This is a genomic window from Pseudomonas sp. URIL14HWK12:I5 (genome assembly GCF_900176445.1).
Taxonomy (GTDB): Bacteria; Pseudomonadota; Gammaproteobacteria; order Pseudomonadales; family Pseudomonadaceae; genus Aquipseudomonas; species Aquipseudomonas monteilii.
This window is the reverse complement of record NZ_FWXQ01000003.1, coordinates 167,666-187,399: the sequence shown is the minus strand read 5'-3', so window position 1 is coordinate 187,399 and position 19,734 is coordinate 167,666. Positions and strand designations below refer to the sequence as shown.

Sequence of the window (19,734 nt, the reverse complement as noted above, 5' to 3'; positions counted from 1 at the left end):
ATGCTGCGTTGGCCTAGCGCCAGCGCCTCTTCGCAAACCGCAATCCTAGGACCTTCCCATTCATGGCTAACACGGACGCCTTGAAGCAACAGGGCGCGCGAACGTCGTTTTCGCCGACCCTGAAATCCCACCTGGCCTACACGCTGCTCAGTGGCCTGGTGATCATGCTGATGCTCAGCCTGGTGCGCCTGGCGCTGCTGGTCTACAACAGTGACATGGTCGGCGATACGCCGTATTCCACGGTAGCCGAAGGCTTCCTCAACGGTTTGCGCTTCGACCTTCGGGTGGTGGTGTACCTCAGCATCCCGCTGCTGCTGGCGATACTCAGCCCCTGGGCCATGGCCCGGCGTGGCGTGTTCCGCTTCTGGCTGACCCTCACCTCCAGCGTGGTGATGTTCCTCGGCCTGATGGAGATGGACTTCTACCGCGAGTTCCACCAGCGCCTCAACGGCCTGGTGTTCCAGTACATCAAGGAAGACCCGAAAACCGTCATGAGCATGCTCTGGTACGGCTTCCCGGTGGTGCGCTACCTGCTGGCCTGGGCCTTCGGCACCTGGCTGTTGAGCCTGCTGTTCAAGGGTATTGACCGTGCCACCCGGGGTGAGGGCGTGCAGCGCGTTGCACCGTGGTACAACCGCCTGGCGGTGTTCATGGTGATTTTGCTGGTGGCCGTGGTCGCTGCCCGTGGCACCCTGCGCCAAGGGCCGCCGATGCGCTGGGGTGATGCCTTCACCACCGACTCCAACTTCGTCAACCAGCTGGGCCTGAACGGCACCCTGACCCTGATCGATGCCGCCAAGAGCCGCTTCGGCGAAGACCGCGCCAACATCTGGAAGCCGGTGCTGGAGCAGAGCGTGGCCACGCAAAGCGTGCGCGAACAGCTGCTGACCGCCAACGACACCCTGGTCGATGCCGACGAGGCTGCCATCCGTCGCGACTTCGTGCCGCCAGCTGACCGCACCTTGCCGATCAAGAACGTGGTGGTGATCCTGATGGAGAGCTTTGCCGGCCACTCGGTGGGCGCGCTGGGCAGCCCCAACAACATTACCCCGTACTTCGACAAGCTGGCCAAAGAAGGCCTGCTGTTCGACCGCTTCTTCTCCAACGGCACCCATACCCACCAGGGCATGTTCGCCACCATGGCTTGCTTCCCCAACCTGCCAGGCTTCGAGTACCTGATGCAAACCCCGGAAGGCGGCCACAAGCTGTCTGGCCTGCCGGCCCTGCTCAGCGCCCGCGACTACGACGATGTGTACGTCTACAACGGCGACTTTGCCTGGGACAACCAGTCCGGGTTCTTCGGAAACCAGGGCATGACCACCTTCATCGGCCGTAACGACTTCGTCAACCCGGTGTTCTCCGACCCGACCTGGGGTGTGTCCGACCAGGATATGTTCGACCGCGGCAACGAGGAACTGGCCAAGCACGACGGCAAGAAGCCGATCTACGCGCTGCTGCAGACGCTGTCCAACCACACGCCTTACGCGCTGCCGAAAGACCTGCCGGTCGAGAAGGTCACCGGCCAGGGCCGCCTGGATGAGCACCTGACCGCCATGCGCTATTCGGACTGGGCGCTTGGCCAGTTCTTCGAGAAGGCGCGTAAAGAGCCCTACTTCAAGGAAACCCTGTTCGTCATCGTCGGCGACCATGGCTTCGGCAACCACCAGCAGGTCACCGAGCTGGACCTGGGCCGTTTCAACGTACCGCTGCTGCTGATTGCCCCGGGCATTCAGGAGAAATTCGGTGCGGTGAATCACACCGTGGGTACCCAGGTCGATATCGTGCCGACCATCATGGGCCGCCTGGGTGGCCAGACCCGTCACCAGTGCTGGGGCCGCGACCTGCTCAACCTGCCTGAAGGCGACCAGGGTGTGGGCATGATCAAGCCGTCGGGCAGCGAGCAGATCGTTGGCCTGGTACAGGGCGACCGCATCCTGATCGAGTCCAAGGACATGAGCCCGCGCATGTACCGCTACCAGCTGGGCAGCGAGTTCAAGGCTGAGCTGATCGAAAGCCCGGACCAGCCAGAAATGCTCAAGAAGCTCGAAGCGTACATTCAGACCGCGACCAAGAGCTTGCTGGATAACACCGCTGGCGTGGTGCACGGCACACCGAAGTAACGCTGCTATATGGGCCGCATTGCGGCCCATTCGCGGCTAAAGCCGCGAAGAGACCAGCGCAGACTGAACATTCTCCCAGCCCCAAGGTCAGTTATTCAGGCATCACCCAACTGGTGTTCTTGAATTGAGAGGGCTCGTTCAATGAAAGCGTGGGAAGTCATCTTTGCCGATCAGAAAGGCGAACCGTCCACCATGACCCTGCGGGCCGAGCACTGTCCCAGCGAAGAGGACGCCGCGCGGGCCATCCGTTCGCACCTGTTCCCGGTGATGGACGAGCTGGACCTCAACGACTTCCAGGACCGCACCATTTCCCCCACCGCCCGCTGGCTGAAAGAACATAGCGGCGTGACTATCACCAGCATTCACGAAGCACCCTGATACACACGTTTGCGTGGCGCCTTTGCAGGCACTACGCTACTGGAAGGTGCCGCCTATTCTGCGGGTTGGCACCGCTTCAATTCGCGTCTTGCATCAGCTCGAACTGCCTGGCCAATGACTGCCGGCAGGTGCGTAGTGCACGGAAAGTCTATCCATAGCATTATTCAGGAGGACGATTCATGAGCAGCCAGAACGACGATATCAGCAGCAACGTCCTGCGCCAGATGAAAGCAGGCGGGTTCGACTTCACCCAGATCCACCCCATCGAGTTTTACGCCGTATTCCCCGACGAAGCAGGGGCCCGCCGTGCGGCCGGGCAGTTTCGTGGCGAATCGCTCAATGCCCAGGTGAAGGAGCTGGGCGACGGTGCCTGGCACCTGGAACTGAGCAAGGTCATGTATGCCACCTATGGCGGGATTGGCGACTTTGAAGAGGCCTTTGAACAGTTGGTGACACCTTATGGGGGAGAGGTGGAAGGGTGGGGCGTCAAGCATGAGCGGCCGATTGCCTAAGCGTGTTGTGTTGCCTTTTTCGCGGGTTCGCCCGCGAAAAAGCACACGCGGGCGTCAAGGTCTGCGCTTGGCCATATGCCCCAGATAGGCCAGCAACGCGTCCAGCTCCTGTTCACTCAACACACGCTCGTCAAACCCCGGCATCTTCGCTTGCGGCCATTGCCGCAGGCTTTGCGGGGCCCGAATCAGCTTGCGCAGGTATTCTGGCCGAAAATACTCGGTAGGGTTGTGCGGCACATTCAAATCCGGCCCCACCTGCGCATCCCCTGCACCGTTCAGTCGATGGCACGCCAGGCAATTCTGCTGGAACAATGCAAAACCCTGCAGCACCGGGCTGTCGGCGGGCAGCTTGAGGTCGGGCAGCAGCGCGGGAAAACGCTGCGCCACCGGCGCGAGCATGCGAATGGTGGAAATCTGGAACGGCCACTGCTCCGGGCGGATGCCACTGGCCTGCGGCGCGGTCCACACCAGGTAGAACGGCCCCGCACTCGGCTTGCCCTGGCCCAGTGCCGGCCACGGCTGGCCTGGGTCTTCCACCGCCAGCCAGGCCTGTGCCGGCCCCTGCTGCAACAGTGGCGCAGCGGGCATTTCAGCGGCAAAGCCATCCAGCGCCACGGCCTGCAGGTGATCACCGGCGCTCACGCCTTTTAGCAGCGTGGCCAACGGCACCGCCCGATAGTGCATGGGGCGCTTGTAGGAAACGTCTTGTTCGATGCTGATATCCCGAGCCTGCGGGTGGTCAAGCAGTTCGGTGCTGCTCCACTGGCGCGTATTGGCGCCCAGTTCAAGGTGCAGCTGCGCCGCCGACAGCGGCAGGCTCAGGAGCAACGCTAACAAGGCAAGGCAGTGGCGCATGGGCAATCTCCGACCATCAAGGCCAGCAGGTTACCTGTGTATTGCCCGGTGGCGCCATCGCCACTGTCAGCCGAACAAGCGTGTCAGGTTCGGCAAAATCAGCAGTAAAGTGGTGGCGAAGAGAATGAGCCCAGCTTGGCGAATTTTCGATTGTCTGAACATGGCGGACCGCCTTCTTTTTGTTATTCCTGAATACCCGTTGGCTTCCTTGTCGCACTTCGGGTCGATCGCAGCAACGACGCGTGGCGCCTGAACTGCCTGCCTCTTGAAAGTGGATATACAACCAACAGTAGGGTGTGTGGCATCCATGTTTGAGAACCCTTTCTTCTAACAGTGTTGGTCGATGATTTCTTTTTGCTATGAGGCCATGTGCCAGTCGGCTGGCATGCTCTGGCTAGACAGTGGCGCAAGTACCTGGCGGGCGCCGACGAAATGTGACCGTTCGTCAGTGCAACCTACTTGCTTGTACGTGTCTTTCGCGTCAGTCTCTACAGCAGATTCCCACCCATGTCGTTCAGGACTACCCCTATGTCGTTACGCGTCTGCATCCTTGAAACCGATGTCCTGCGACCGGAGTTGACCGCGCAGTACCAAGGCTACGGCAGGATGTTCGAGCAGCTCTTTTCGCGTCAGCCGATCGCCGCCGAATTCCGTGTGTACAACGTGATGAACGGCGATTACCCCGCCGACAGTGAAGTGTTCGATGCCTACCTGGTGACCGGTAGCAAGGCTGACTCGTTTGGTTCCGACCCGTGGATCCAGACCCTCAAGGCGTACCTGCTGAAATTGTACGAACGGGGCGAGAAGCTGTTGGGGGTGTGTTTTGGCCACCAGTTGCTGGCATTGACCCTGGGTGGCAAGGCCGAGCGGGCCGACAAGGGCTGGGGCGTGGGCATCCATCGCTACTCGCTGGCGGCCCATGCGCCGTGGATGGACCCGGAGGTGTCGGAGCTGACCTTGCTGATCAGCCACCAGGACCAGGTGACCGAATTGCCGGAAGGCGCCACGGTGATTGCTTCCAGCGACTTCTGCCCGAATGCGGCGTACCACATTCGTGACCAGGTGCTGTGCTTCCAGGGCCACCCGGAGTTCGTGCATGACTATTCCCGCGCATTGCTGGATGCGCGTCAGGAATTCCTGGGAGATGAGGTGTACCACAAGGCCGTGGCCAGCCTGGCCACCGAGCACCAGGGCGACCTGGTGGGGGAGTGGATGTTGCGCTTTATCCAGCAGCCGGTGAGCAAGCACGACGCGGCGTAAGAGGCTGGGGGCCTCAAGCCGGCCCCCACAATCTCAAAGCCAGCCCGACTTCTTGAAGCTGGCATACAACCCCGCACACCCCAGCCCGATTACACCCAGCACCCCGAAATACCCATAGTGCCAAGCCAGTTCCGGCATGTTCTGGAAGTTCATCCCGTAAACCCCGGCAATGGCCGTGGGGAACGCCAAAATCGCCGCCCAGGCCGCGAACTTGCGCTGAACGATGCTTTGCCGTGACGACTCCAGCAGCATGCCGATCTCGATGGTCTGGCTGGCGATGTCGCGGATGCCGGCCAGGTCTTCCATTTGCCGCGTCACATGAATCTGCACATCACGGAAGTAGGGCCGCATGTTCTTGTCGATGAACGGGAAGCTCAGGCGCTGCAGCTCTTCGCTCACTTCCACCATCGGCGCCACATAACGGCGCAGGCGCAGGATGTCGCGGCGCAGGCTGTGCAGGCGGCGGATGTCGTCCTCCTGCAGCGAGCCCCCCAGCACGCTTTGTTCCAGCTCTTCGATCTCGCCATGAATGGCTTCGCTGACCGGCTGGTAGTTTTCCGTCACGAAGTCGAGCAGGGCGTACAGTACGAAGTCTTCGCCATGCTCCAGCAGCAATGGCCGTGCCTCGCAGCGCTGGCGCACCATGGCGTAGGACTTGGAGTGCCCGTTGCGGCAGGTGATGATGTAGCCGTTGCCTGCGAAGATATGGGTTTCGATGAACTCCAGCTTGCCTTCGTGGCGAACCGGCGAATAGGTGACGATGAACAGCGCGTCACCGAAGGTTTCCAGCTTGGGCCGGCTGTGCTTTTCAAGGGCATCTTCAATGGCCAGTTCGTGCAGGTTGAACTGGCACTGCAGGTTGGCCAGCTCCTCGGCGTTGGGCTCTTCCAGGCCGATCCACACGAAGTGCCCCGGCTTGCGCGCCCACTCGCTGCCTTCGTCGATGCTGATGTTAGTGACCTTTCTGCCGGCGCTGTACACCGCCGATGCCACGACACGACCCATGGTTGCCCGCTTATTCCGGTTGAACACGGGTTACAGCTTGGGCCGTACCCGGCCCAAGAGCAACCCGCTTCAGGCCAGCTCGTGTTCCATGCCGTCGATGCACTGCTGCATCTGCCTCCGGCACTGCTCGATCAGCACCGGAATGTCCCGTTGGGTCATGCCCGCCGTGACGATGGGTGGCAACGAGCGCACGATCACCGTGCGCTGGCGCCAGCTGTTCAGGCTCATGCGCCTGGCATAGCGGCTGACGCATACCGGCACGATCGGCACGCCGGCCTCGATGGCCATGTGAAACGCACCTTTCTTGAAGGCCATCAGCTGCTCGCCGGCGTTACGCGTGCCTTCAGGGAAAATCCAGATGGAGGTGTCGTCCTGCAGCACCCGCGTGGTCTTTTGCAGCGCCTTGCGCGCCTGGTAGGCGTTCTTGCGGTCGATCAGCACGTTGCCGCCCAGCCAGAACAGCTGGCCGAACAGCGGGATCCAGCCCAGGCTTTTCTTGCCGATGGCCACGGTGCGTTGGGGTACCACCTGGCCCAATACGAACAGGTCGAAGTTGGACTGGTGGTTGGCGACGATCACGCAACCGGGTGGGTGGTCCCACAGTGGCCCGACCTCGGCCTTGACCTTGATGCGCATCAGCCAGGTGGCTGGCCGGCTGTACAGGTGGGCAAACACCCGGCTGTTGTCGGGGTTGAAGGGGCGGCACAGGCCAATGATCAGGCCCACGGCGCCAACGGCAAGAAAATGCAGCGCCAGCAGGAGCATGCGCAACGAATAAAGCATGGTACGACTCACACCAGACAGTCGCCGGACAGTGTACGGGTGTGCACTGATTGCGGCAAACCTTGGTGTGAGCCTGTCCGGTCAACCCATGTGGTGCTGGTCCAGCTCGATCGCCTTGTCCAGCGCCTCCAGTAGCCCTTTGCGCACCTTCAGCTTGGTGTTCTTGTGCGCCAGCATGTTCAGCTTCTTCAGCTCCCGCGCCGCCGCCAGCGCTGCGTCCTGCAACTGTTCAGCCGGCACCACCTTGTCGAGGAAGCCGGCATCCACTGCCGCGACCGGGTCGAACACCTCGGCATTGATCACCGAACGATGGAAAGCCGAACGACGCAGGCGGTCGCGGGCCAATTCGATGCCGGCATGGTGCATGGTCATGCCGATCTGCACTTCGTTCAGGCACACCTTGTACGGCCCTTCGACGCCAATGCGGTAATCGGCCGACAGCAGCAGGAAGGCGCCCTTGGCCACGGCATTGCCCGGGCAGGCGACCACTACCGGGAACGGGTGCGACAGCAGGCGGCGGGCGAGGGTGGAGCCCGCAGTGACCAGGCTGATGGCCTCTTTCGGGCCGCTGGTCATCACCTTGAGGTCGTAACCGCCCGACAGAATGCCTGGCTGCCCGGTAATGATCACCACGGCACGCTCTTCAGTAGCGCGGTCAAGCGCGGCATTGAAGGCGGTGATGACATCCGGCGAGATGGCGTTGACCTTGCCGTTGTTCAGGGTCAGGGTGGCGATGCCGTCTTCGGCGTGGTAGGTAATCAGCTCGCTCATGGCAGAGTCCTTTTGTTGGCGTGGCGACGACGTTACCCAGCGCCAGAGGCCAGGTAAAGCAGCAAGGCTGACTGGTCGGTCAGCGTTCACCGGGGCTCAAATGCAAATACATGAAAAAACTGAAAAAAATGCTTGCCAAAGGGAAGCTCTTTCACTAAATTAGCGCACCTCGACGGGCCGCACGGCTTGAAGAGAAACGGTGAAGTGTCCGAGTGGTCGAAGGAGCACGCCTGGAAAGTGTGTATACGAGAAATCGTATCAAGGGTTCAAATCCCTTCTTCACCGCCACATTCTGCGAAGAGCCCCCGAGCTGAAAAGTTCGGGGGCTTTTTGCATTCTGGGCCTTGTGCGACGAAAGGGCCGCAAAGCGGCCCTGGCAATCTAGAAGCTGACCGAGGCCGACAGCCGAGCCGTACGCGGTGCCCCCTGGAACAGGTAGTTGTCCCCCAGGTAATCCCCCACATCGCGCCAGTAGCGTTTGTCGAATACGTTATCCACGGTCAGCCGCAGCACGGTGTCATACCCGGCAATACGCGTGCGGTAGCGGCTGCCAAGGTCGAATACGGTGTACCCGCCAACCTCCACATTCCCCGCCTGGCTTGCATACTTGCTGGCGCTGTACCGTGCCCCGCCCAGCAGCGCCAGCCCCGGCACCGGCAACGTGTATTCCGCGTGCAGCGCTGCCCGGAACCTGGGCACATTGATTGCCTGATGGCCTTCATAAGCATCGGTACCGCTGTTCTGCACCCGCGCCCGAATGGCCGCAGCGCTGGCTTGCACCTGCAGGTTGTGGGTCACCCAGCCGCTGGCGCCCAGTTCCAGGCCAGTGTTTTTCTGCTGGCCTTGTTGCACGTAGGTGAAGGTGCCGGTGCCGTCCGGGCGTGCATACTGGTAGGCCTGGCGGATCTGGAACAGCGCGGCGCTGAGGCTCAGGCCTTGCCAGTCGTGCTTCAGGCCAAGTTCCAGCTGGTGCGAGGTAGTGGGTGCGAGGATTTCGAATTTGTTTTCAGCGAACCACGGTGCGGTACCGCCTGCGGACAGACCCTTGGAGTAGCTGGCGTACACCGTGGTATCCGGTTGCGGTTTGTAGATAAGCGCTGCGTTAGGCAGCAACTCGTACTGCCGGGTGTGGCGGCCAGTTGCGCCGTCTTCATTCCAGGTTTTCTCGTCCAGGCGTACTTCACGTGCACCCAGCACGGTCTGCCATTGCTCGTTGAAGCTGATTCGGTCGCTGATAAACAGCCCATACTGGCGGCTGTCCAGGCGACGTTCGCTTGACCTGATGGACTTATCGGATGGATCGAAAGCCGGTGCACCGGTATGCAGGTTGCCTGTACCGACCCATTCCATGTAGCTGGGTCGCTGATCCAGCGTACGCCGTTGCGCACTGGTCCCCACGGTCAGCTCATGATCCACGCCCAATGCATCGAACCGTCCATTGAGCATGGCCTGCGCCTCATCGGTGCGGCGGGTGTCGTCGGGGCTGCGGAAGTCGTAGATGTCGTAGTCGCCATTGCTGGCAAAAAATGCGCCTTCGCTCGAACCCCAGGCAAACGAACTGTAGTCGTCGATCACCACCTTGCTGCGCGAGGCACTCAAGGTGCCGGTCCAGGCCTCGTTGAAGCGATACTCGAAGCGCCCGCCCAGGTTCAGCGAGTCGTTCTGCACCGGCTTGGCCCAGCTCTGGTACGCCAGACGGTCATCCGGATCGATGCCGTGGGGCACTTCTGTGCCGCCCAGTAATTGGTAACCCGGCACCGAGCGTTGTTCGCGGTGCTGGTATTCGGCATCCAGCTGCAGGGTGGCATCCGGGTTGATCTGCCAGTCGAACGCCAGCGAGGCGAAGTCGCGCTTGCCGTCGGCGTGGTCGACGTAGGAGCGGATGTCTTCATGGGCCAGGTTGGCGCGCAGGCCAAACTGCTTTTCGCTGCCGAACCAGCCGCCCAGGTCGGTGGCCAGGTAGCGTTCGCCTTGCTCGTTGGTCGATACCGTGACGCTGCGCACGTCTTCGGCACGCTTGGTCACGTAGTTGATCAGGCCGCCCGGCTCAGAAACGCCGCTCTGCAGCCCTGACAGGCCCTTGAGCAATTCCACCTGCTGCTTGTTCTCCAGGGCCACGTTCTGCTCGCCGGCGATGGTCTGGCCATTGATGCGGTAGCTGCTGGCGGCATTCAGCTCGAAGCCGCGCACATTGAAGTTCTCGTAGTAGCCGATGGGGGCATAGCTTTCGCCAACCGAGGCGTCACTTTGCAGCACTTCGCTGAGCTTGCGCACCTGGCGGTCTTCCAGCAGTTGCTGGCTGAACACGCTGACCGAGGCGGGCGTATCGAGCAAGGGCGCGGGCTGAAAGCCACCCACCGCTGCCTGGCGTGCCTGGTAGCCATCGTTGGCATAGGTGTCGGACACCTGCAGCGGCGCCAGCACCACGCTGTCTTCGGCGAGCACATGGGGGCAATGCAGGGCCAGGCCCAGGCTGAGCAGGCTCAGGGGCAGGCGGGGGTGACGCGGTGGCATGCGGGGGCTCCGACCATGAAAAAGGCGGCATCTTAACAGCCGCCTTCTGCATAAAACGATCCGGGCCCCGCGATATTCAGTCCTGGTTGGCGGGCGGCTTGTGCTGCCGCCAACTGTCATCGATCTTTGACCAGGTTTTGCCGTCGGTTATCGCCATGAGCTTGCGCCCATCCTTGAAGGTGGCCAGGAAGGTGGCTTCTTCCTCCTTGCCACCTAGCCACAGCCCGGCCAGCAACCCTACCGGGCCCGCCACCAGCGCGCCGGCCACCCCCCAGCCCAGGGCGCTGCTTAGGCTGCGGCTTGATTCCAGGCTGGCCAGCCTGAGGTCGCTGATGCGCGCGAGTGAAATCCGCTCGCCCGGGGAGGGGCTGCGCGAGGTCTTGAGTGTGAGCGATCCGTTGCGATACTCGCCTTCACCTTGCAAGAAATCGCCGGATTGTACCGTGAGTCTTGTCATAAAGTCGTCCTGTCAGGGAAAGGGCAGTGACCAGCGACTACTGAGCGCTGCCCGGGCAGCCAAGTCAACGGCAATACGACGGAGGGTAGTGCGGTGCGATGTCGCCCTTGTGTCAATCAAGCGGCCTTTCGATTGGCCAGCCCCCACGCCAGCAACGCCAGCCCGCCTATCACCAGGCCTGCTACCACAATGCCCATCCAGCCCTGGTGCTGGAACAACTGTGTGCCCAGCAGCGACCCCAGCGCCCCGCCAATGAAGTAGCAGGTGATGTACCCGGCATTCAGCCGTGTGCGTGCCTCGGGCCGCAGGGCAATCACTGCGTTCTGGTTGCTCACGTGCACCAGTTGCACTGCCAGGTCGAGCATCAACACACCCAGCAGCAAGGCCAGCAGCGACTGCTGGGCAAACCCCAGCGGCACCCACGACAGCAGCAATACGACCAGGCCCACAGTGGTACCCAGCGAGCCTTTGCCACGGTCTGCCAGCCGCCCGGCCCAGTTGGCCGACAGCGCACCCGCCGCACCGGCCAGGCCGAACAGGCCGATCACGGCATCCGAATAGTGGTAGGGGCCTTGTGCGAGCAGAAACGCCAGCGGTGTCCAGAACAGTGCGAACAGGCTGAACGCCAGCAGCCCAAGCAGCGAGCGCAGGCGCAGCACGGGCTCTTCGAAGAACAGGCGGAACACCGAAGCGATCAGCGCCGGGTACTTCAGCCCGGCATGGCTGTGGTGCTGTGGCAAGCTGCGGTACAGCGCCAAGGCGGTAATCGCCATCAACACGGCGGCCAGCACATAGATGCTACGCCAGCCGCCCAGTTCGGCCATGAAGCCGGCTGCGGTCCGCGCCAGCAGGATGCCCAGCAGCAGGCCGCTCATCAGCGTGCCGACCGCACGGCCGCGCTGATGTGGCTCGCTCAGGGTCGCGGCCATAGGGACCAAAATCTGCGCCACCACCGAGAACAGCCCGGTCAGCGCCGTGCCCAGGATCAGCCAGGGCAGGCTCGGCGCACAGGCACTGATGACAAGGCCCAGCGTGGAAATAGCGGTCATTACGGTGATCAGCCGGCGCTGCTCGAACAGGTCACCCAGCGGCGCGAGCAGCAACAGGCCGGCGCCATAGCTGAGTTGGGCGGCGATGACGATGCTGCCGGCGCTGGCGGTGCTCAGGCCGAACTGCTCGGCGATGCTGTGCAGCAGTGGTTGGGCGTAGTAATTGCTGGCCACGGCCAGGCCGGTGGCGGTGGCCATCAGCAGGATCAGGGCGCGGCTGAGAGTGAAGGCGTTCATGCGGTTCTCGTGGCGGGCAGTAGTAAGTGGGAGGATTATCAGGAAGTGTCTGGCATGACACCAATGTATAGTTTTCAACTAATCCATCTTGAAAGCAGATAGATGCATGAACCTCAAGCAGCTCGAATATGCCCTTGCCGTTGCCGACACGGGCAGCTTTACCCGCGCGGCCGAGCGCTGCCATGTGGTGCAGTCGGCGCTTAGCCACCAGGTGGCGCGGCTGGAGGCACAGTTGGGCGTCAGCCTGTTCGAGCGTAGTTCGCGACGGGTGCGCCTGACCCCTGCCGGCGAGGCTTTTGTGCTTAGCGCCCGGCCGGCGGTGGAAGCGGCCCGGCGAATTCCCGATGACGTGGCGGCGGCTTGCGGGCAGGTGCGCGGGCGACTGGCGATTGGTGAAATCAGCTCGCTCACGGCGTTGGACCTGGTCGACCTGCTGGCACTGTTCCATGGTCGTTTCCCGGATGTGGATGTGCGCTGGATCACGGCCAAGAGCGAATTGCTGATCGCCGACGTGGTCGAGCGGCGCCTGGATGTGGGCTTTATTGGCCTGTGGCAGGGCGAGGTCGTGCAGGGCGTGGAGCATCGCTTGCTGGCCAGGGAGGAACTGGTGGCGTTGTTGCCGGTTGATCATCGACTTGCCGGCCGTACGCCGTTGGCGTTGGCCGACCTGGCGGACGAAGTGCTGGTGGACTTCCCCGAAGGCACCGGGGCACGGCGGCAGACGGATGAGGCGTTTCACGCCGCAGGGTTGCAGCGCCGGGTGCAGTTTGAAATCGGGCATGTGCGTCTGGTGGAAAAGTTTGTGCAGCGGGGCATGGCGGTGGGCCTTGTGCCGGAGCGGGTGGCCCAGGGCTTCGAAGGTGTGACGGTGGCGCGGTTGGTGGATGCGCCGGTGCGGCACTTGTATGCCGTGTGGTCCTCCAGCCCGACGCCCGCTGCCCGGGCTTTTCTGGAGGTGATGGAACAGCGGCTGGGGTCTGGGAGTGGATAAGCCTGTACCGGCCCTGTCGCCGGCACAGGCAGCCCATCAACTCAAGCGGCAAACCCGCCATCAATCGTCAAGCTTGCCCCAGTGATGTACCCGGCCTCTGGGCCCGCGAGGTAAGCCACAAAGCTGGCAATTTCATCCGCCTCGCCATACCGCCCAATCGCCATCAGCGGGATCAGGCTCTCGGCAAACTCGCCACTGGCCGGGTTCATGTCGGTGTCCACCGGCCCTGGCTGCACGTTGTTCACGGTAATGCCTTGCGGCCCCAGGTCACGGGCCATGCCGCGGGTCAGGCCAACCAGCGCCGACTTGCTCATGGCATAGGGTGCGCCACCGGCAAACGGCATGCGCTCGGCGTTGGTGCTACCGATGTTGATGATGCGCCCGCCCTGGCCCATGTAGCGTGCGGCAGCCTGGCTGGCGACGAACACGCTGCGCACATTCACCGCCAGCATGCGGTCGAAGTCGGCCAGGTCGAATTCGGTGACCGGTGCTACCGCCAGTACCCCGGCGTTGTTGACCAGGATATCCAGACGGCCGAACGCCTTCACGGCGTCATCCACCGCCAGCTGCACGGCTGCTGCATCGGCACTGTCGGCCCGCAGGGCCAGGGCCTTGCCGCCGTTTTCGGTAATTTCCCGGGCCAGTGCTTCTGCCGGGCCGGCAGAGCTGACATAGGTAAAGGCTACGTGTGCGCCTTCGCGGGCCAGGCGCCGCACGATAGCCGCACCAATGCCACGGGAACCGCCCTGTACCAGGGCCACTTTGCCTTCGAGTGTAAGTTGCTTGGACATGCTGATCTCCTGCTGGAAGCCAGGCCGGAATGCCTTGGATGGGCGCAGTATCGGCGCTCGATTACCTGCTGATAAGATGGCAATCACTATCAGCAGAGTAAACCTTTGGTTGCCAATCATGGCCATGGAATCGTTCAACGCGTTGGAGTGCTTCATCCGCAGTGCCGAGGTCGGCAGCTTTGCCGAGGCTGCCAGGCGCCTGAGCATTACCCCGGCCGCTGTGGGCAAGCATGTGGCCCAGCTGGAGGCGCGCCTGGGGGTGCGGTTGTTCCAGCGTAGTACCCGCAAGCTGACTTTGACCGAAGCGGGGCAGCGTTTTCTTGGTGAGGTCAGTGACAGCTTCCGCACTATCCAGTACGCCGTGGCCAACCTGGCCAGTGCCGAAGGCCAGCCGGCCGGGCTTTTGCGGGTAAGTATGGGGACGGTGTTCGGGCGCTTGTACGTGTTGCCGTTGCTGAGTGAGTTTTTGCGCCGTTACCCGGCCATTACCCCGGACTGGCATTTCGACAACCGCCAGGTCGACTTGATTGGCCAAGGGTTCGATGCAGCGATTGGCGGTGGTTTTGAACTGCCGCCGGGGGTGGTGGCGCGCAAGCTGACCCCTGCGCACCGGGTGTTGGTGGCGGCGCCGGTGTACCTTGAGCGGCATGCGCCGATTGCAGACCCAGAGGTGCTGCAACGCCACGACGGCATCTTGATCCGCTCACCGCAGACCGGGCGGGTGCGTTCGTGGCCGTTGACCAGCCGCTGGCAGGCGCAACAGCCGTTGCAGCTGCGTCAGGCGATGACCATGAGCGATTCGGATGCGGCGTGCGCGGTGGCCGAGCAGGGGCTGGGGATTGCCCTGGTGAGCCTGCCGTTTGCCGTGCCCTACCTGCAGGGCGGGCGGTTGCGGCGGGTGTTGCCGGACTGGTATGTGGACGACGGGCACATCAGCCTGTATTTCGCCGAGCACAAGCTGTTGCCGGGCAAGACCCGGGCGTTTATCGATTTTGTGGTGGAGAAGTTTGCCGAGCAGGGGTTGGCGGGGCGGTTTGATGCCTTGCAGACGTTGTAAAGGCCCTTTCAGGTAATATCAACGATGAACAGAACCTGTGCCCCAAGGCACACCTCGTCATCAATCTTTTTGCCCATCAGTTGCTGCCCCAGCGGCGAACGCGGGGTAATCACTGTTATCAACTCATCTCCTTCGCCAATCTTCAGTCCCGCCGCTTCAGGCCCAAGGAACAGCTGGCGTTGGCTACCTTCCTCATCCTCCAGTTTCACCAGGTTGCTCACCTGCACCCCGCGTGCGGGGTCATAGTCGCGCAGCAGCAACTGCTGGTAGATCAGCAGCGCCTGGCGAATCTCTGCACTGCGCCGGGCCTGGCCGGTGGCCAGGTATGAGGCTTCCAGGCCCAGGGTGTCGTACTTGTTCTCGGCGATGTTCTCTTCGGCGGTGGCGGCCTCGTAGGCGGTTTGCGCCGCACGGGTCAGCACGTCCAGATCATGCGTAAGGATGGCGACGATCTGCGCCAGCAGGTGGGGCTTGTCCATGGTCAGTAACAGAACTCCAGCACATTGGCCTGGCTTTTGTCGGTGGGGGCGGTGCGGTTCTGCTGCAGCCAGAACTGGCATTTGGGGCTGTTGAGATTGCGCGGGTTGCCTTGGGCTGCTTCGGCGGCCTGTTGCTGTTCCTGCTTGTGCAGGATGTCCTTGTAACGGTCGAACATCTCGGCCTGGGCATCCGCTGGCGGGGCTGCTGCCGGCGCCGGTGCTGGCGGGTAGACGCTAGGGGGCAGGGCCTGGGCCAACGGCTGCACTTGCTGCGGCCACACCAACAGGGCCAGCCAGGCGCTCGCCACGATGGCCACCGCGCCCAGCCAAAGGCCAAAGGCAACGCACAGGATCAACGGCAACGGCTTGAGGGTGATTTTCAGTTCACGCTGGCGGGGCATGGCAGCCTCCTGGCAAGGTCGGTCGGGGTGCATTGTCGCATGCACTTGGGCATTTTTCCGCGCAGGTGCTTTTGTCGGCGACAATTTATGCGCAGAATTCGCGGTTTTTGCACCGGTACGGGAGGGGCGCATGAAAGCCACCTGGGACATCTTCTGCAGTGTCGTCGACAACTACGGCGATATTGGCGTGACCTGGCGCCTGGCCCGGCAGCTGGTGGCTGAGCACGGCCTGGCGGTGCGCCTGTGGGTGGATGACCTCAACGCTTTCACGCCCATGTGCCCCGGCGCCGATGCCACTGCTACGCAACAGTGGCAGCAGGGTGTGGAAGTGCGCCAATGGCCGGCGGCCTGGTTGCTGGTGGATCCGGCTGATGTGGTGATCGGTGCATTCGCCTGCCAGTTGCCGGCGCCTTATGTGGAGGCCATGCGTGCCTGCGCCACGCCGCCGCTGTGGCTGAACCTGGAATACCTCAGTGCCGAGGACTGGGTGGAAGGCTGCCATGGCTTGCCGTCGCCGCAGCCCAACGGCCTGCGCAAGGTGTTTTTCTTCCCCGGCTTTACCGAGAAGACCGGTGGCCTGCTGCGCGAAGGCTCGCTGCTGGCGCGGCGTGACGCGTTTCAGCAGGGGGCAAGGCAGGCCTTCTTGCAGGGGCTTGGCGTAAACCCCGAAGCGGGGGCGTTGCTGGTTTCGCTGTTCGCCTACGAAAACCCGCAGCTGGGCAATTGGCTCGATGCCCTGGCCACAAGCGAGCAGCCTTGTCACCTGCTGGTGCCGCAGGGGCGCGTTGTCGCGGGGCTCAGCCAGTGGCTTGGTGAGCCGACGTTACCCGTGGGCAGCCTGCGCAAACGAGGGGCACTGACGGTGCAGGTGCTGCCTTTCGTCAGCCAGGACGACTACGACCGGCTGCTGTGGAGCTGTGATTTCAACGCGGTGCGCGGCGAAGACTCGTTCGTGCGTGCGCAGTGGGCCGGGCAACCGATGCTGTGGCACATCTACGTACAGGACGAGAATGCCCACTGGGAAAAGCTCGAAGCGTTTCTCGGGCATTATCGACGCGGCCTGTCAGAAGCAGCCGATGCCGCCCTGCTGGGCCTATGGCGTGCCTGGAACATGGATCTCGACATGCGCCAGGCCTGGCGGGCGGCCCGTCAGCATTGGCCAGAACTGCAGCAGCATGCCCGCCTTTGGGCTGGGCAACAGGCCGCTCAGCCGGACCTTGCCACAGCGCTAGTACACTTTTGCCGAAATTCGCTATGATACGCGGCCTCGATTTTTATAAATCCATCCAGATTCGGATACTTCGTAATGAAAACTGGTAAAGAACTGAAACCCGGTACCGTCCTGCGGATCGACAACGACCCGTGGCTGGTTCAAAAAGCTGAGTTCACCAAGTCGGGCCGTAACAGCGCGATCATGAAGACCAAGCTGAAGAACCTGCTGACCGGCTACAAGACCGAAACCGTATACGGTGCGGACGACAAGCTGGACGACGTGATCCTGGATCGCAAAGAAGCGACCCTGTCGTTCATCAGCGGTGACTCGTACACCTTCATGGACACCACCGACTACACCATGTACGAACTGAACGCCGAAGACATCGACGCCGTTCTGCCGTACATCGAAGAAGGCATGGAAGACATCTGCGAAGCCGTGTTCTTCGAAGGCCGCCTGGTATCGGTTGAACTGCCGACCACCATCAGCCGTCAGGTTGTCTACACCGAGAACGCTGCTCGCGGCGACACCTCGGGCAAGGTCATGAAGCCTGCCAAACTGAAGAACGGTACCGAGATTCAGGTTGCCGACTTCATCCAGATCGACGAGTGGATCGACATCGACACTCGCGACAACAGCTTCAAAGGCCGCTCCAAGAAGTAATTCTTCTTGTGAAACGCAAAAAACCCGGCCTCGGCCGGGTTTTTTTGTGCCTGTGATTTACACGGTCACGTGCAGGCGTACATCCACATTGCCGCGGGTAGCGTTGGAGTACGGGCACACCTTGTGCGCTTTTTCCACCAGCCCTTCGGCATCGGCCTGGGCCAGGCCCGGCAGGTTGATGTGCAGGTCGATGTCCAGGCCGAAACCGCCCGGGATCTGGCCGATGCCCACCTTGGCGGTGATCGAGGCATCGGCCGGCAGGGCTTTTTTCTCTTGACCGGCTACAAATTTGAGGGCGCCGATGAAGCAGGCCGAGTAACCGGCGGCGAACATCTGCTCTGGGTTGGTGCCGTCACCGCCGGCGCCGCCCAGTTCCTTGGGGGTGCTCAGGCTGACGACCAGCTTGCCGTCGCTGGACTTGGATTTGCCGTCGCGCCCACCGGTGGAGGTAGCTTCTGCGATGTACAGCGGAGTGACCTTTTGCATCTTGAGCCTCGCTAATGTGCTGTGCGCTTCCTGTTCGGGGGAGGGCGCGGGTTGGTGTGGGATTTAATTTAGCGTGCAATTAGTTAGCGCGCAAGATAAATCGTCACCGCTCATCCGAACGGCCATTGCACAGCATAGCTTTCAGAGGTTTTTCTGCAGGTTCTCGCGCAGGTTCAGCAGGTCGGCCTGCAGTTGTTGCAGCTGCGCCAGGCTGTACCCACTGGCCTTGAGGATGCACTGAGGCACCTCTTTGGCCTGCTGCTGCAAGGCGCGGCCCTTGTCGGTCAGTTGCACCATTACTACCCGTTCATCTTCGCGGCTGCGGTTGCGTTGCAACAGGCCTTCGCTTTCAAGGCGCTTTAGCAGCGGGGTCAGTGAGCCCGGGTCGGTGAGCAGGTGCTGGCTGATCTCGCCCACGGTCAGGCCGTCGCGCTCCCACAGCACGAGCATGGCCAGGTACTGTGGGTAGGTCAGGCCCAAGGCCTGCAGCAGCGGTTTGTAGACCTTGGTCATCAGCAACGAGGTGGAGTGCAGGGCAAAGCAGACCTGGTTGTCCAGCAGCAGCTCGTCACAGGAGGCTTGGGTGTCGGCGTTCATGCAGGTCCTTGAAGGCAATAATGGGGAATTCTGGCTCGCTGATCGTTAGTGCGCGCATTACTCGTGCAGTTCACTGCGCAAGGCCAGGTCCCAGGGTGGAACCGGGCTGAAGCGGCTCTTGAGGAATTCGAGCAGCAAACGGCTGCGAGAGTTCGTTTTGTGTTCCAGGCGTAGCGCGTAAATACCGCTGGTTTCGGCTTCGGGCAGGCCGCCATCGCAAAACAACGGGACCAGTTCGCCGCGCAAAAGGTACTCGCTGATCAGCCAGGTGGGCAGGTGGGCAACACCCAGGCCGGCGAGGGCGCCGAACAGCAGGGTTTCGGCATTGTTGGCGGCCATGCGCATGCGCGCGGGGCGATACAGGCGGGTTTGCCCGGCTACGTTGAAGCGCCAGGCGAACGGCGGTGCCAGGCCGTCCCAGTCCAGGCCGTCGTGCCCGGGCAGTTCGCTGGGGCAGGTAGGGATGCCTCGGTTGGCCAGATAAGCCGGGCTGGCGCACGCGATGCGTACCATGTAGGCCAGCGGCGTAGCGACCAGGCGGGTGTCGGCCAGGGGGCCGGCGCGCAGTACCAGGTCGACCTCGCCCAGGTGGCTGCCATGCAGGTCGACGAAGCTGTCGATCAGGCGCAACTGCACGTCCAGGCCAGGGTAAGCCACCAGGAAATCGGCGATGGCCGGGGCCAGGTGGCGGCGGCCGAACGCGGCGGGGGCATCGATGCGGATCAGCCCTTCCGGGGCGTTGCTCAGCGATACCGCCTCGGCCCGGGCCAGGCGCAGTTCCTCGATGATGCGCCTGGCCCGTTCGGCAAACGCATTGCCCGCAGGGGTGGCACGCACGGCGTGGGTGCTGCGGGTGAACAGGCGGCTGCCCACGGCGGTTTCCAGGTTGTCGATGCGCCGGGCCACAGCAGACGGGGTCAGCGGATGGCGGCGGGCGGCGGCTGAAAAGCTGCCGGTCTCCAGCACATCGAGGAACAGGCTCAGTTGGTCGGTGAGGGCATCGGGGCTCATGGTTGCCTTGCTTTTGCGAAATGCGCACAGCCATTGTGCGCTGCTGTGCGTTTCCCTGCCAGCCCGCAATCGTTAGCATGCTCGCAATATCTGTACAGGCGGAC

At 62.5% G+C, this 19,734-nt stretch carries 21 protein-coding genes and 1 tRNA gene; 9 read left to right on the top strand and 13 right to left on the bottom strand.

The annotated features are described in order from the left end of the window. Nucleotides 1-62 precede the first annotated feature (62 nt). From B9A31_RS09025 to B9A31_RS09015, 3 genes are all read left to right on the top strand, one after another. Nucleotides 63-2,120 carry an LTA synthase family protein gene (locus B9A31_RS09025; protein WP_025754754.1) on the top strand — a complete coding sequence of 686 codons (2,058 nt, stop codon included), beginning with the start codon at nucleotides 63-65 and terminating at the stop codon, nucleotides 2,118-2,120. Between the two features lie 141 nt (nucleotides 2,121-2,261). Further along, complete coding sequence (locus tag B9A31_RS09020) at nucleotides 2,262-2,498, top strand: hypothetical protein (protein ID WP_016715076.1); 237 nt, start codon at nucleotides 2,262-2,264, stop codon at nucleotides 2,496-2,498. A 179-nt stretch (nucleotides 2,499-2,677) separates the two neighbouring features. After that, a complete protein-coding gene (locus tag B9A31_RS09015; protein WP_016715077.1) occupies nucleotides 2,678-3,010 on the top strand; it encodes a ribonuclease E inhibitor RraB in 333 nt (110 codons plus the stop codon). A gap of 54 nt (nucleotides 3,011-3,064) precedes the next feature. Here B9A31_RS09015 and B9A31_RS09010 read toward each other — a convergent pair whose 3' ends face one another. Then, complete coding sequence (locus B9A31_RS09010; RefSeq protein ID WP_084296894.1) at nucleotides 3,065-3,865, bottom strand: cytochrome c; 801 nt, start codon at nucleotides 3,863-3,865, stop codon at nucleotides 3,065-3,067. A gap of 528 nt (nucleotides 3,866-4,393) precedes the next feature. Here B9A31_RS09010 and B9A31_RS09005 point away from each other — a divergent pair. Then, on the top strand, nucleotides 4,394-5,125 hold the full coding sequence (locus B9A31_RS09005) for an amidotransferase (RefSeq protein WP_019096934.1): 732 nt from the start codon (nucleotides 4,394-4,396) through the stop codon (nucleotides 5,123-5,125). A gap of 33 nt (nucleotides 5,126-5,158) precedes the next feature. Here the strand turns inward: B9A31_RS09005 and B9A31_RS09000 are convergent, their stop codons facing one another. From B9A31_RS09000 to B9A31_RS08990, 3 genes are all read right to left on the bottom strand, one after another. Beyond that, nucleotides 5,159-6,130 carry a magnesium and cobalt transport protein CorA gene (locus tag B9A31_RS09000; protein ID WP_016715080.1) on the bottom strand — a complete coding sequence of 324 codons (972 nt, stop codon included), beginning with the start codon at nucleotides 6,128-6,130 and terminating at the stop codon, nucleotides 5,159-5,161. A gap of 69 nt (nucleotides 6,131-6,199) precedes the next feature. Beyond that, nucleotides 6,200-6,913, bottom strand: a complete 714-nt coding sequence (locus B9A31_RS08995; RefSeq protein ID WP_025754755.1) for a lysophospholipid acyltransferase family protein — start codon at nucleotides 6,911-6,913, stop codon at nucleotides 6,200-6,202. 81 nt (nucleotides 6,914-6,994) lie between these two features. After that, nucleotides 6,995-7,684 (bottom strand): crotonase/enoyl-CoA hydratase family protein, encoded by a 690-nt coding sequence (locus tag B9A31_RS08990; RefSeq protein ID WP_019096932.1) that lies wholly within the window; start codon nucleotides 7,682-7,684, stop codon nucleotides 6,995-6,997. Between the two features lie 198 nt (nucleotides 7,685-7,882). On the opposite strand from B9A31_RS08990, the gene B9A31_RS08985 reads away from it, so the two are divergent. Further along, nucleotides 7,883-7,972: transfer RNA gene (locus B9A31_RS08985), tRNA-Ser, on the top strand. Between the two features lie 93 nt (nucleotides 7,973-8,065). Here the strand turns inward: B9A31_RS08985 and B9A31_RS08980 are convergent. The 3 genes from B9A31_RS08980 to B9A31_RS08970 all read right to left on the bottom strand — a co-directional run bounded on the left by B9A31_RS08980 (nucleotide 8,066) and on the right by B9A31_RS08970 (nucleotide 11,941). Continuing rightward, nucleotides 8,066-10,198: a TonB-dependent siderophore receptor gene (locus B9A31_RS08980; RefSeq protein ID WP_084296893.1), complete on the bottom strand. Its 2,133-nt coding sequence runs from the start codon at nucleotides 10,196-10,198 to the stop codon at nucleotides 8,066-8,068. Between the two features lie 76 nt (nucleotides 10,199-10,274). Further along, the gene (locus B9A31_RS08975) at nucleotides 10,275-10,655 is read right to left on the bottom strand and encodes a hypothetical protein (protein ID WP_084296892.1); all 381 of its coding nucleotides are present in this window, start codon (nucleotides 10,653-10,655) and stop codon (nucleotides 10,275-10,277) included. Between the two features lie 116 nt (nucleotides 10,656-10,771). Further along, a complete protein-coding gene (locus tag B9A31_RS08970) occupies nucleotides 10,772-11,941 on the bottom strand; it encodes an MFS transporter (RefSeq protein ID WP_025754758.1) in 1,170 nt (389 codons plus the stop codon). A gap of 106 nt (nucleotides 11,942-12,047) precedes the next feature. On the opposite strand from B9A31_RS08970, the gene B9A31_RS08965 reads away from it, so the two are divergent. Next, entirely contained in the window at nucleotides 12,048-12,932 is an 885-nt protein-coding gene (locus tag B9A31_RS08965) for a LysR family transcriptional regulator (RefSeq protein ID WP_084296891.1), read from the top strand. A 41-nt stretch (nucleotides 12,933-12,973) separates the two neighbouring features. On the opposite strand, the gene B9A31_RS08960 is transcribed toward B9A31_RS08965, so the two are convergent. Next, on the bottom strand, nucleotides 12,974-13,723 hold the full coding sequence (locus B9A31_RS08960; RefSeq protein WP_016715087.1) for a 3-oxoacyl-ACP reductase family protein: 750 nt from the start codon (nucleotides 13,721-13,723) through the stop codon (nucleotides 12,974-12,976). 118 nt (nucleotides 13,724-13,841) lie between these two features. Between B9A31_RS08960 and B9A31_RS08955 the strand changes: the two genes are divergently transcribed. Next, nucleotides 13,842-14,780, top strand: a complete 939-nt coding sequence (locus tag B9A31_RS08955) for a LysR family transcriptional regulator (RefSeq protein ID WP_019098183.1) — start codon at nucleotides 13,842-13,844, stop codon at nucleotides 14,778-14,780. A gap of 8 nt (nucleotides 14,781-14,788) precedes the next feature. On the opposite strand, the gene B9A31_RS08950 is transcribed toward B9A31_RS08955, so the two are convergent. Continuing rightward, nucleotides 14,789-15,259, bottom strand: a complete 471-nt coding sequence (locus B9A31_RS08950; RefSeq protein WP_084296890.1) for a GreA/GreB family elongation factor — start codon at nucleotides 15,257-15,259, stop codon at nucleotides 14,789-14,791. A 2-nt stretch (nucleotides 15,260-15,261) separates the two neighbouring features. Then, a complete protein-coding gene (locus tag B9A31_RS08945; protein ID WP_025754760.1) occupies nucleotides 15,262-15,660 on the bottom strand; it encodes a hypothetical protein in 399 nt (132 codons plus the stop codon). A gap of 130 nt (nucleotides 15,661-15,790) precedes the next feature. Here B9A31_RS08945 and earP point away from each other — a divergent pair, with 130 nt between their 5' ends. Further along, nucleotides 15,791-16,918 carry an elongation factor P maturation arginine rhamnosyltransferase EarP gene (earP, locus tag B9A31_RS08940; RefSeq protein ID WP_019098185.1) on the top strand — a complete coding sequence of 376 codons (1,128 nt, stop codon included), beginning with the start codon at nucleotides 15,791-15,793 and terminating at the stop codon, nucleotides 16,916-16,918. A 48-nt stretch (nucleotides 16,919-16,966) separates the two neighbouring features. Then, nucleotides 16,967-17,536 carry an elongation factor P gene (efp, locus tag B9A31_RS08935; protein ID WP_012271109.1) on the top strand — a complete coding sequence of 190 codons (570 nt, stop codon included), beginning with the start codon at nucleotides 16,967-16,969 and terminating at the stop codon, nucleotides 17,534-17,536. A gap of 57 nt (nucleotides 17,537-17,593) precedes the next feature. Here efp and B9A31_RS08930 read toward each other — a convergent pair whose 3' ends face one another. The 3 genes from B9A31_RS08930 to B9A31_RS08920 form a co-directional block, all read right to left on the bottom strand. Continuing rightward, nucleotides 17,594-18,022: an organic hydroperoxide resistance protein gene (locus B9A31_RS08930; protein ID WP_012271110.1), complete on the bottom strand. Its 429-nt coding sequence runs from the start codon at nucleotides 18,020-18,022 to the stop codon at nucleotides 17,594-17,596. Between the two features lie 141 nt (nucleotides 18,023-18,163). Beyond that, a complete protein-coding gene (locus B9A31_RS08925) occupies nucleotides 18,164-18,619 on the bottom strand; it encodes a MarR family winged helix-turn-helix transcriptional regulator (RefSeq protein WP_016715092.1) in 456 nt (151 codons plus the stop codon). Between the two features lie 57 nt (nucleotides 18,620-18,676). Continuing rightward, nucleotides 18,677-19,630: a LysR family transcriptional regulator gene (locus B9A31_RS08920; protein ID WP_027615875.1), complete on the bottom strand. Its 954-nt coding sequence runs from the start codon at nucleotides 19,628-19,630 to the stop codon at nucleotides 18,677-18,679. Nucleotides 19,631-19,734 lie beyond the last annotated feature (104 nt).

Bases quoted from the DNA above. Each gene is read 5' to 3' on its own strand.
- B9A31_RS09025 (WP_025754754.1), top strand. From the start codon at position 63: ATGGCTAACACGGACGCCTTGAAGCAACAGGGCGCGCGAACGTCGTTT.
- B9A31_RS09020 (WP_016715076.1), top strand. From the start codon at position 2,262: ATGAAAGCGTGGGAAGTCATCTTTGCCGATCAGAAAGGCGAACCGTCC.
- B9A31_RS09015 (WP_016715077.1), top strand. From the start codon at position 2,678: ATGAGCAGCCAGAACGACGATATCAGCAGCAACGTCCTGCGCCAGATG.
- B9A31_RS09010 (WP_084296894.1), bottom strand. From the start codon at position 3,865: ATGCGCCACTGCCTTGCCTTGTTAGCGTTGCTCCTGAGCCTGCCGCTG.
- B9A31_RS09005 (WP_019096934.1), top strand. From the start codon at position 4,394: ATGTCGTTACGCGTCTGCATCCTTGAAACCGATGTCCTGCGACCGGAG.
- B9A31_RS09000 (WP_016715080.1), bottom strand. From the start codon at position 6,130: ATGGGTCGTGTCGTGGCATCGGCGGTGTACAGCGCCGGCAGAAAGGTC.
- B9A31_RS08995 (WP_025754755.1), bottom strand. From the start codon at position 6,913: ATGCTTTATTCGTTGCGCATGCTCCTGCTGGCGCTGCATTTTCTTGCC.
- B9A31_RS08990 (WP_019096932.1), bottom strand. From the start codon at position 7,684: ATGAGCGAGCTGATTACCTACCACGCCGAAGACGGCATCGCCACCCTG.
- B9A31_RS08980 (WP_084296893.1), bottom strand. From the start codon at position 10,198: ATGCCACCGCGTCACCCCCGCCTGCCCCTGAGCCTGCTCAGCCTGGGC.
- B9A31_RS08975 (WP_084296892.1), bottom strand. From the start codon at position 10,655: ATGACAAGACTCACGGTACAATCCGGCGATTTCTTGCAAGGTGAAGGC.
- B9A31_RS08970 (WP_025754758.1), bottom strand. From the start codon at position 11,941: ATGAACGCCTTCACTCTCAGCCGCGCCCTGATCCTGCTGATGGCCACC.
- B9A31_RS08965 (WP_084296891.1), top strand. From the start codon at position 12,048: ATGAACCTCAAGCAGCTCGAATATGCCCTTGCCGTTGCCGACACGGGC.
- B9A31_RS08960 (WP_016715087.1), bottom strand. From the start codon at position 13,723: ATGTCCAAGCAACTTACACTCGAAGGCAAAGTGGCCCTGGTACAGGGC.
- B9A31_RS08955 (WP_019098183.1), top strand. From the start codon at position 13,842: ATGGCCATGGAATCGTTCAACGCGTTGGAGTGCTTCATCCGCAGTGCC.
- B9A31_RS08950 (WP_084296890.1), bottom strand. From the start codon at position 15,259: ATGGACAAGCCCCACCTGCTGGCGCAGATCGTCGCCATCCTTACGCAT.
- B9A31_RS08945 (WP_025754760.1), bottom strand. From the start codon at position 15,660: ATGCCCCGCCAGCGTGAACTGAAAATCACCCTCAAGCCGTTGCCGTTG.
- earP (WP_019098185.1), top strand. From the start codon at position 15,791: ATGAAAGCCACCTGGGACATCTTCTGCAGTGTCGTCGACAACTACGGC.
- efp (WP_012271109.1), top strand. From the start codon at position 16,967: ATGAAAACTGGTAAAGAACTGAAACCCGGTACCGTCCTGCGGATCGAC.
- B9A31_RS08930 (WP_012271110.1), bottom strand. From the start codon at position 18,022: ATGCAAAAGGTCACTCCGCTGTACATCGCAGAAGCTACCTCCACCGGT.
- B9A31_RS08925 (WP_016715092.1), bottom strand. From the start codon at position 18,619: ATGAACGCCGACACCCAAGCCTCCTGTGACGAGCTGCTGCTGGACAAC.
- B9A31_RS08920 (WP_027615875.1), bottom strand. From the start codon at position 19,630: ATGAGCCCCGATGCCCTCACCGACCAACTGAGCCTGTTCCTCGATGTG.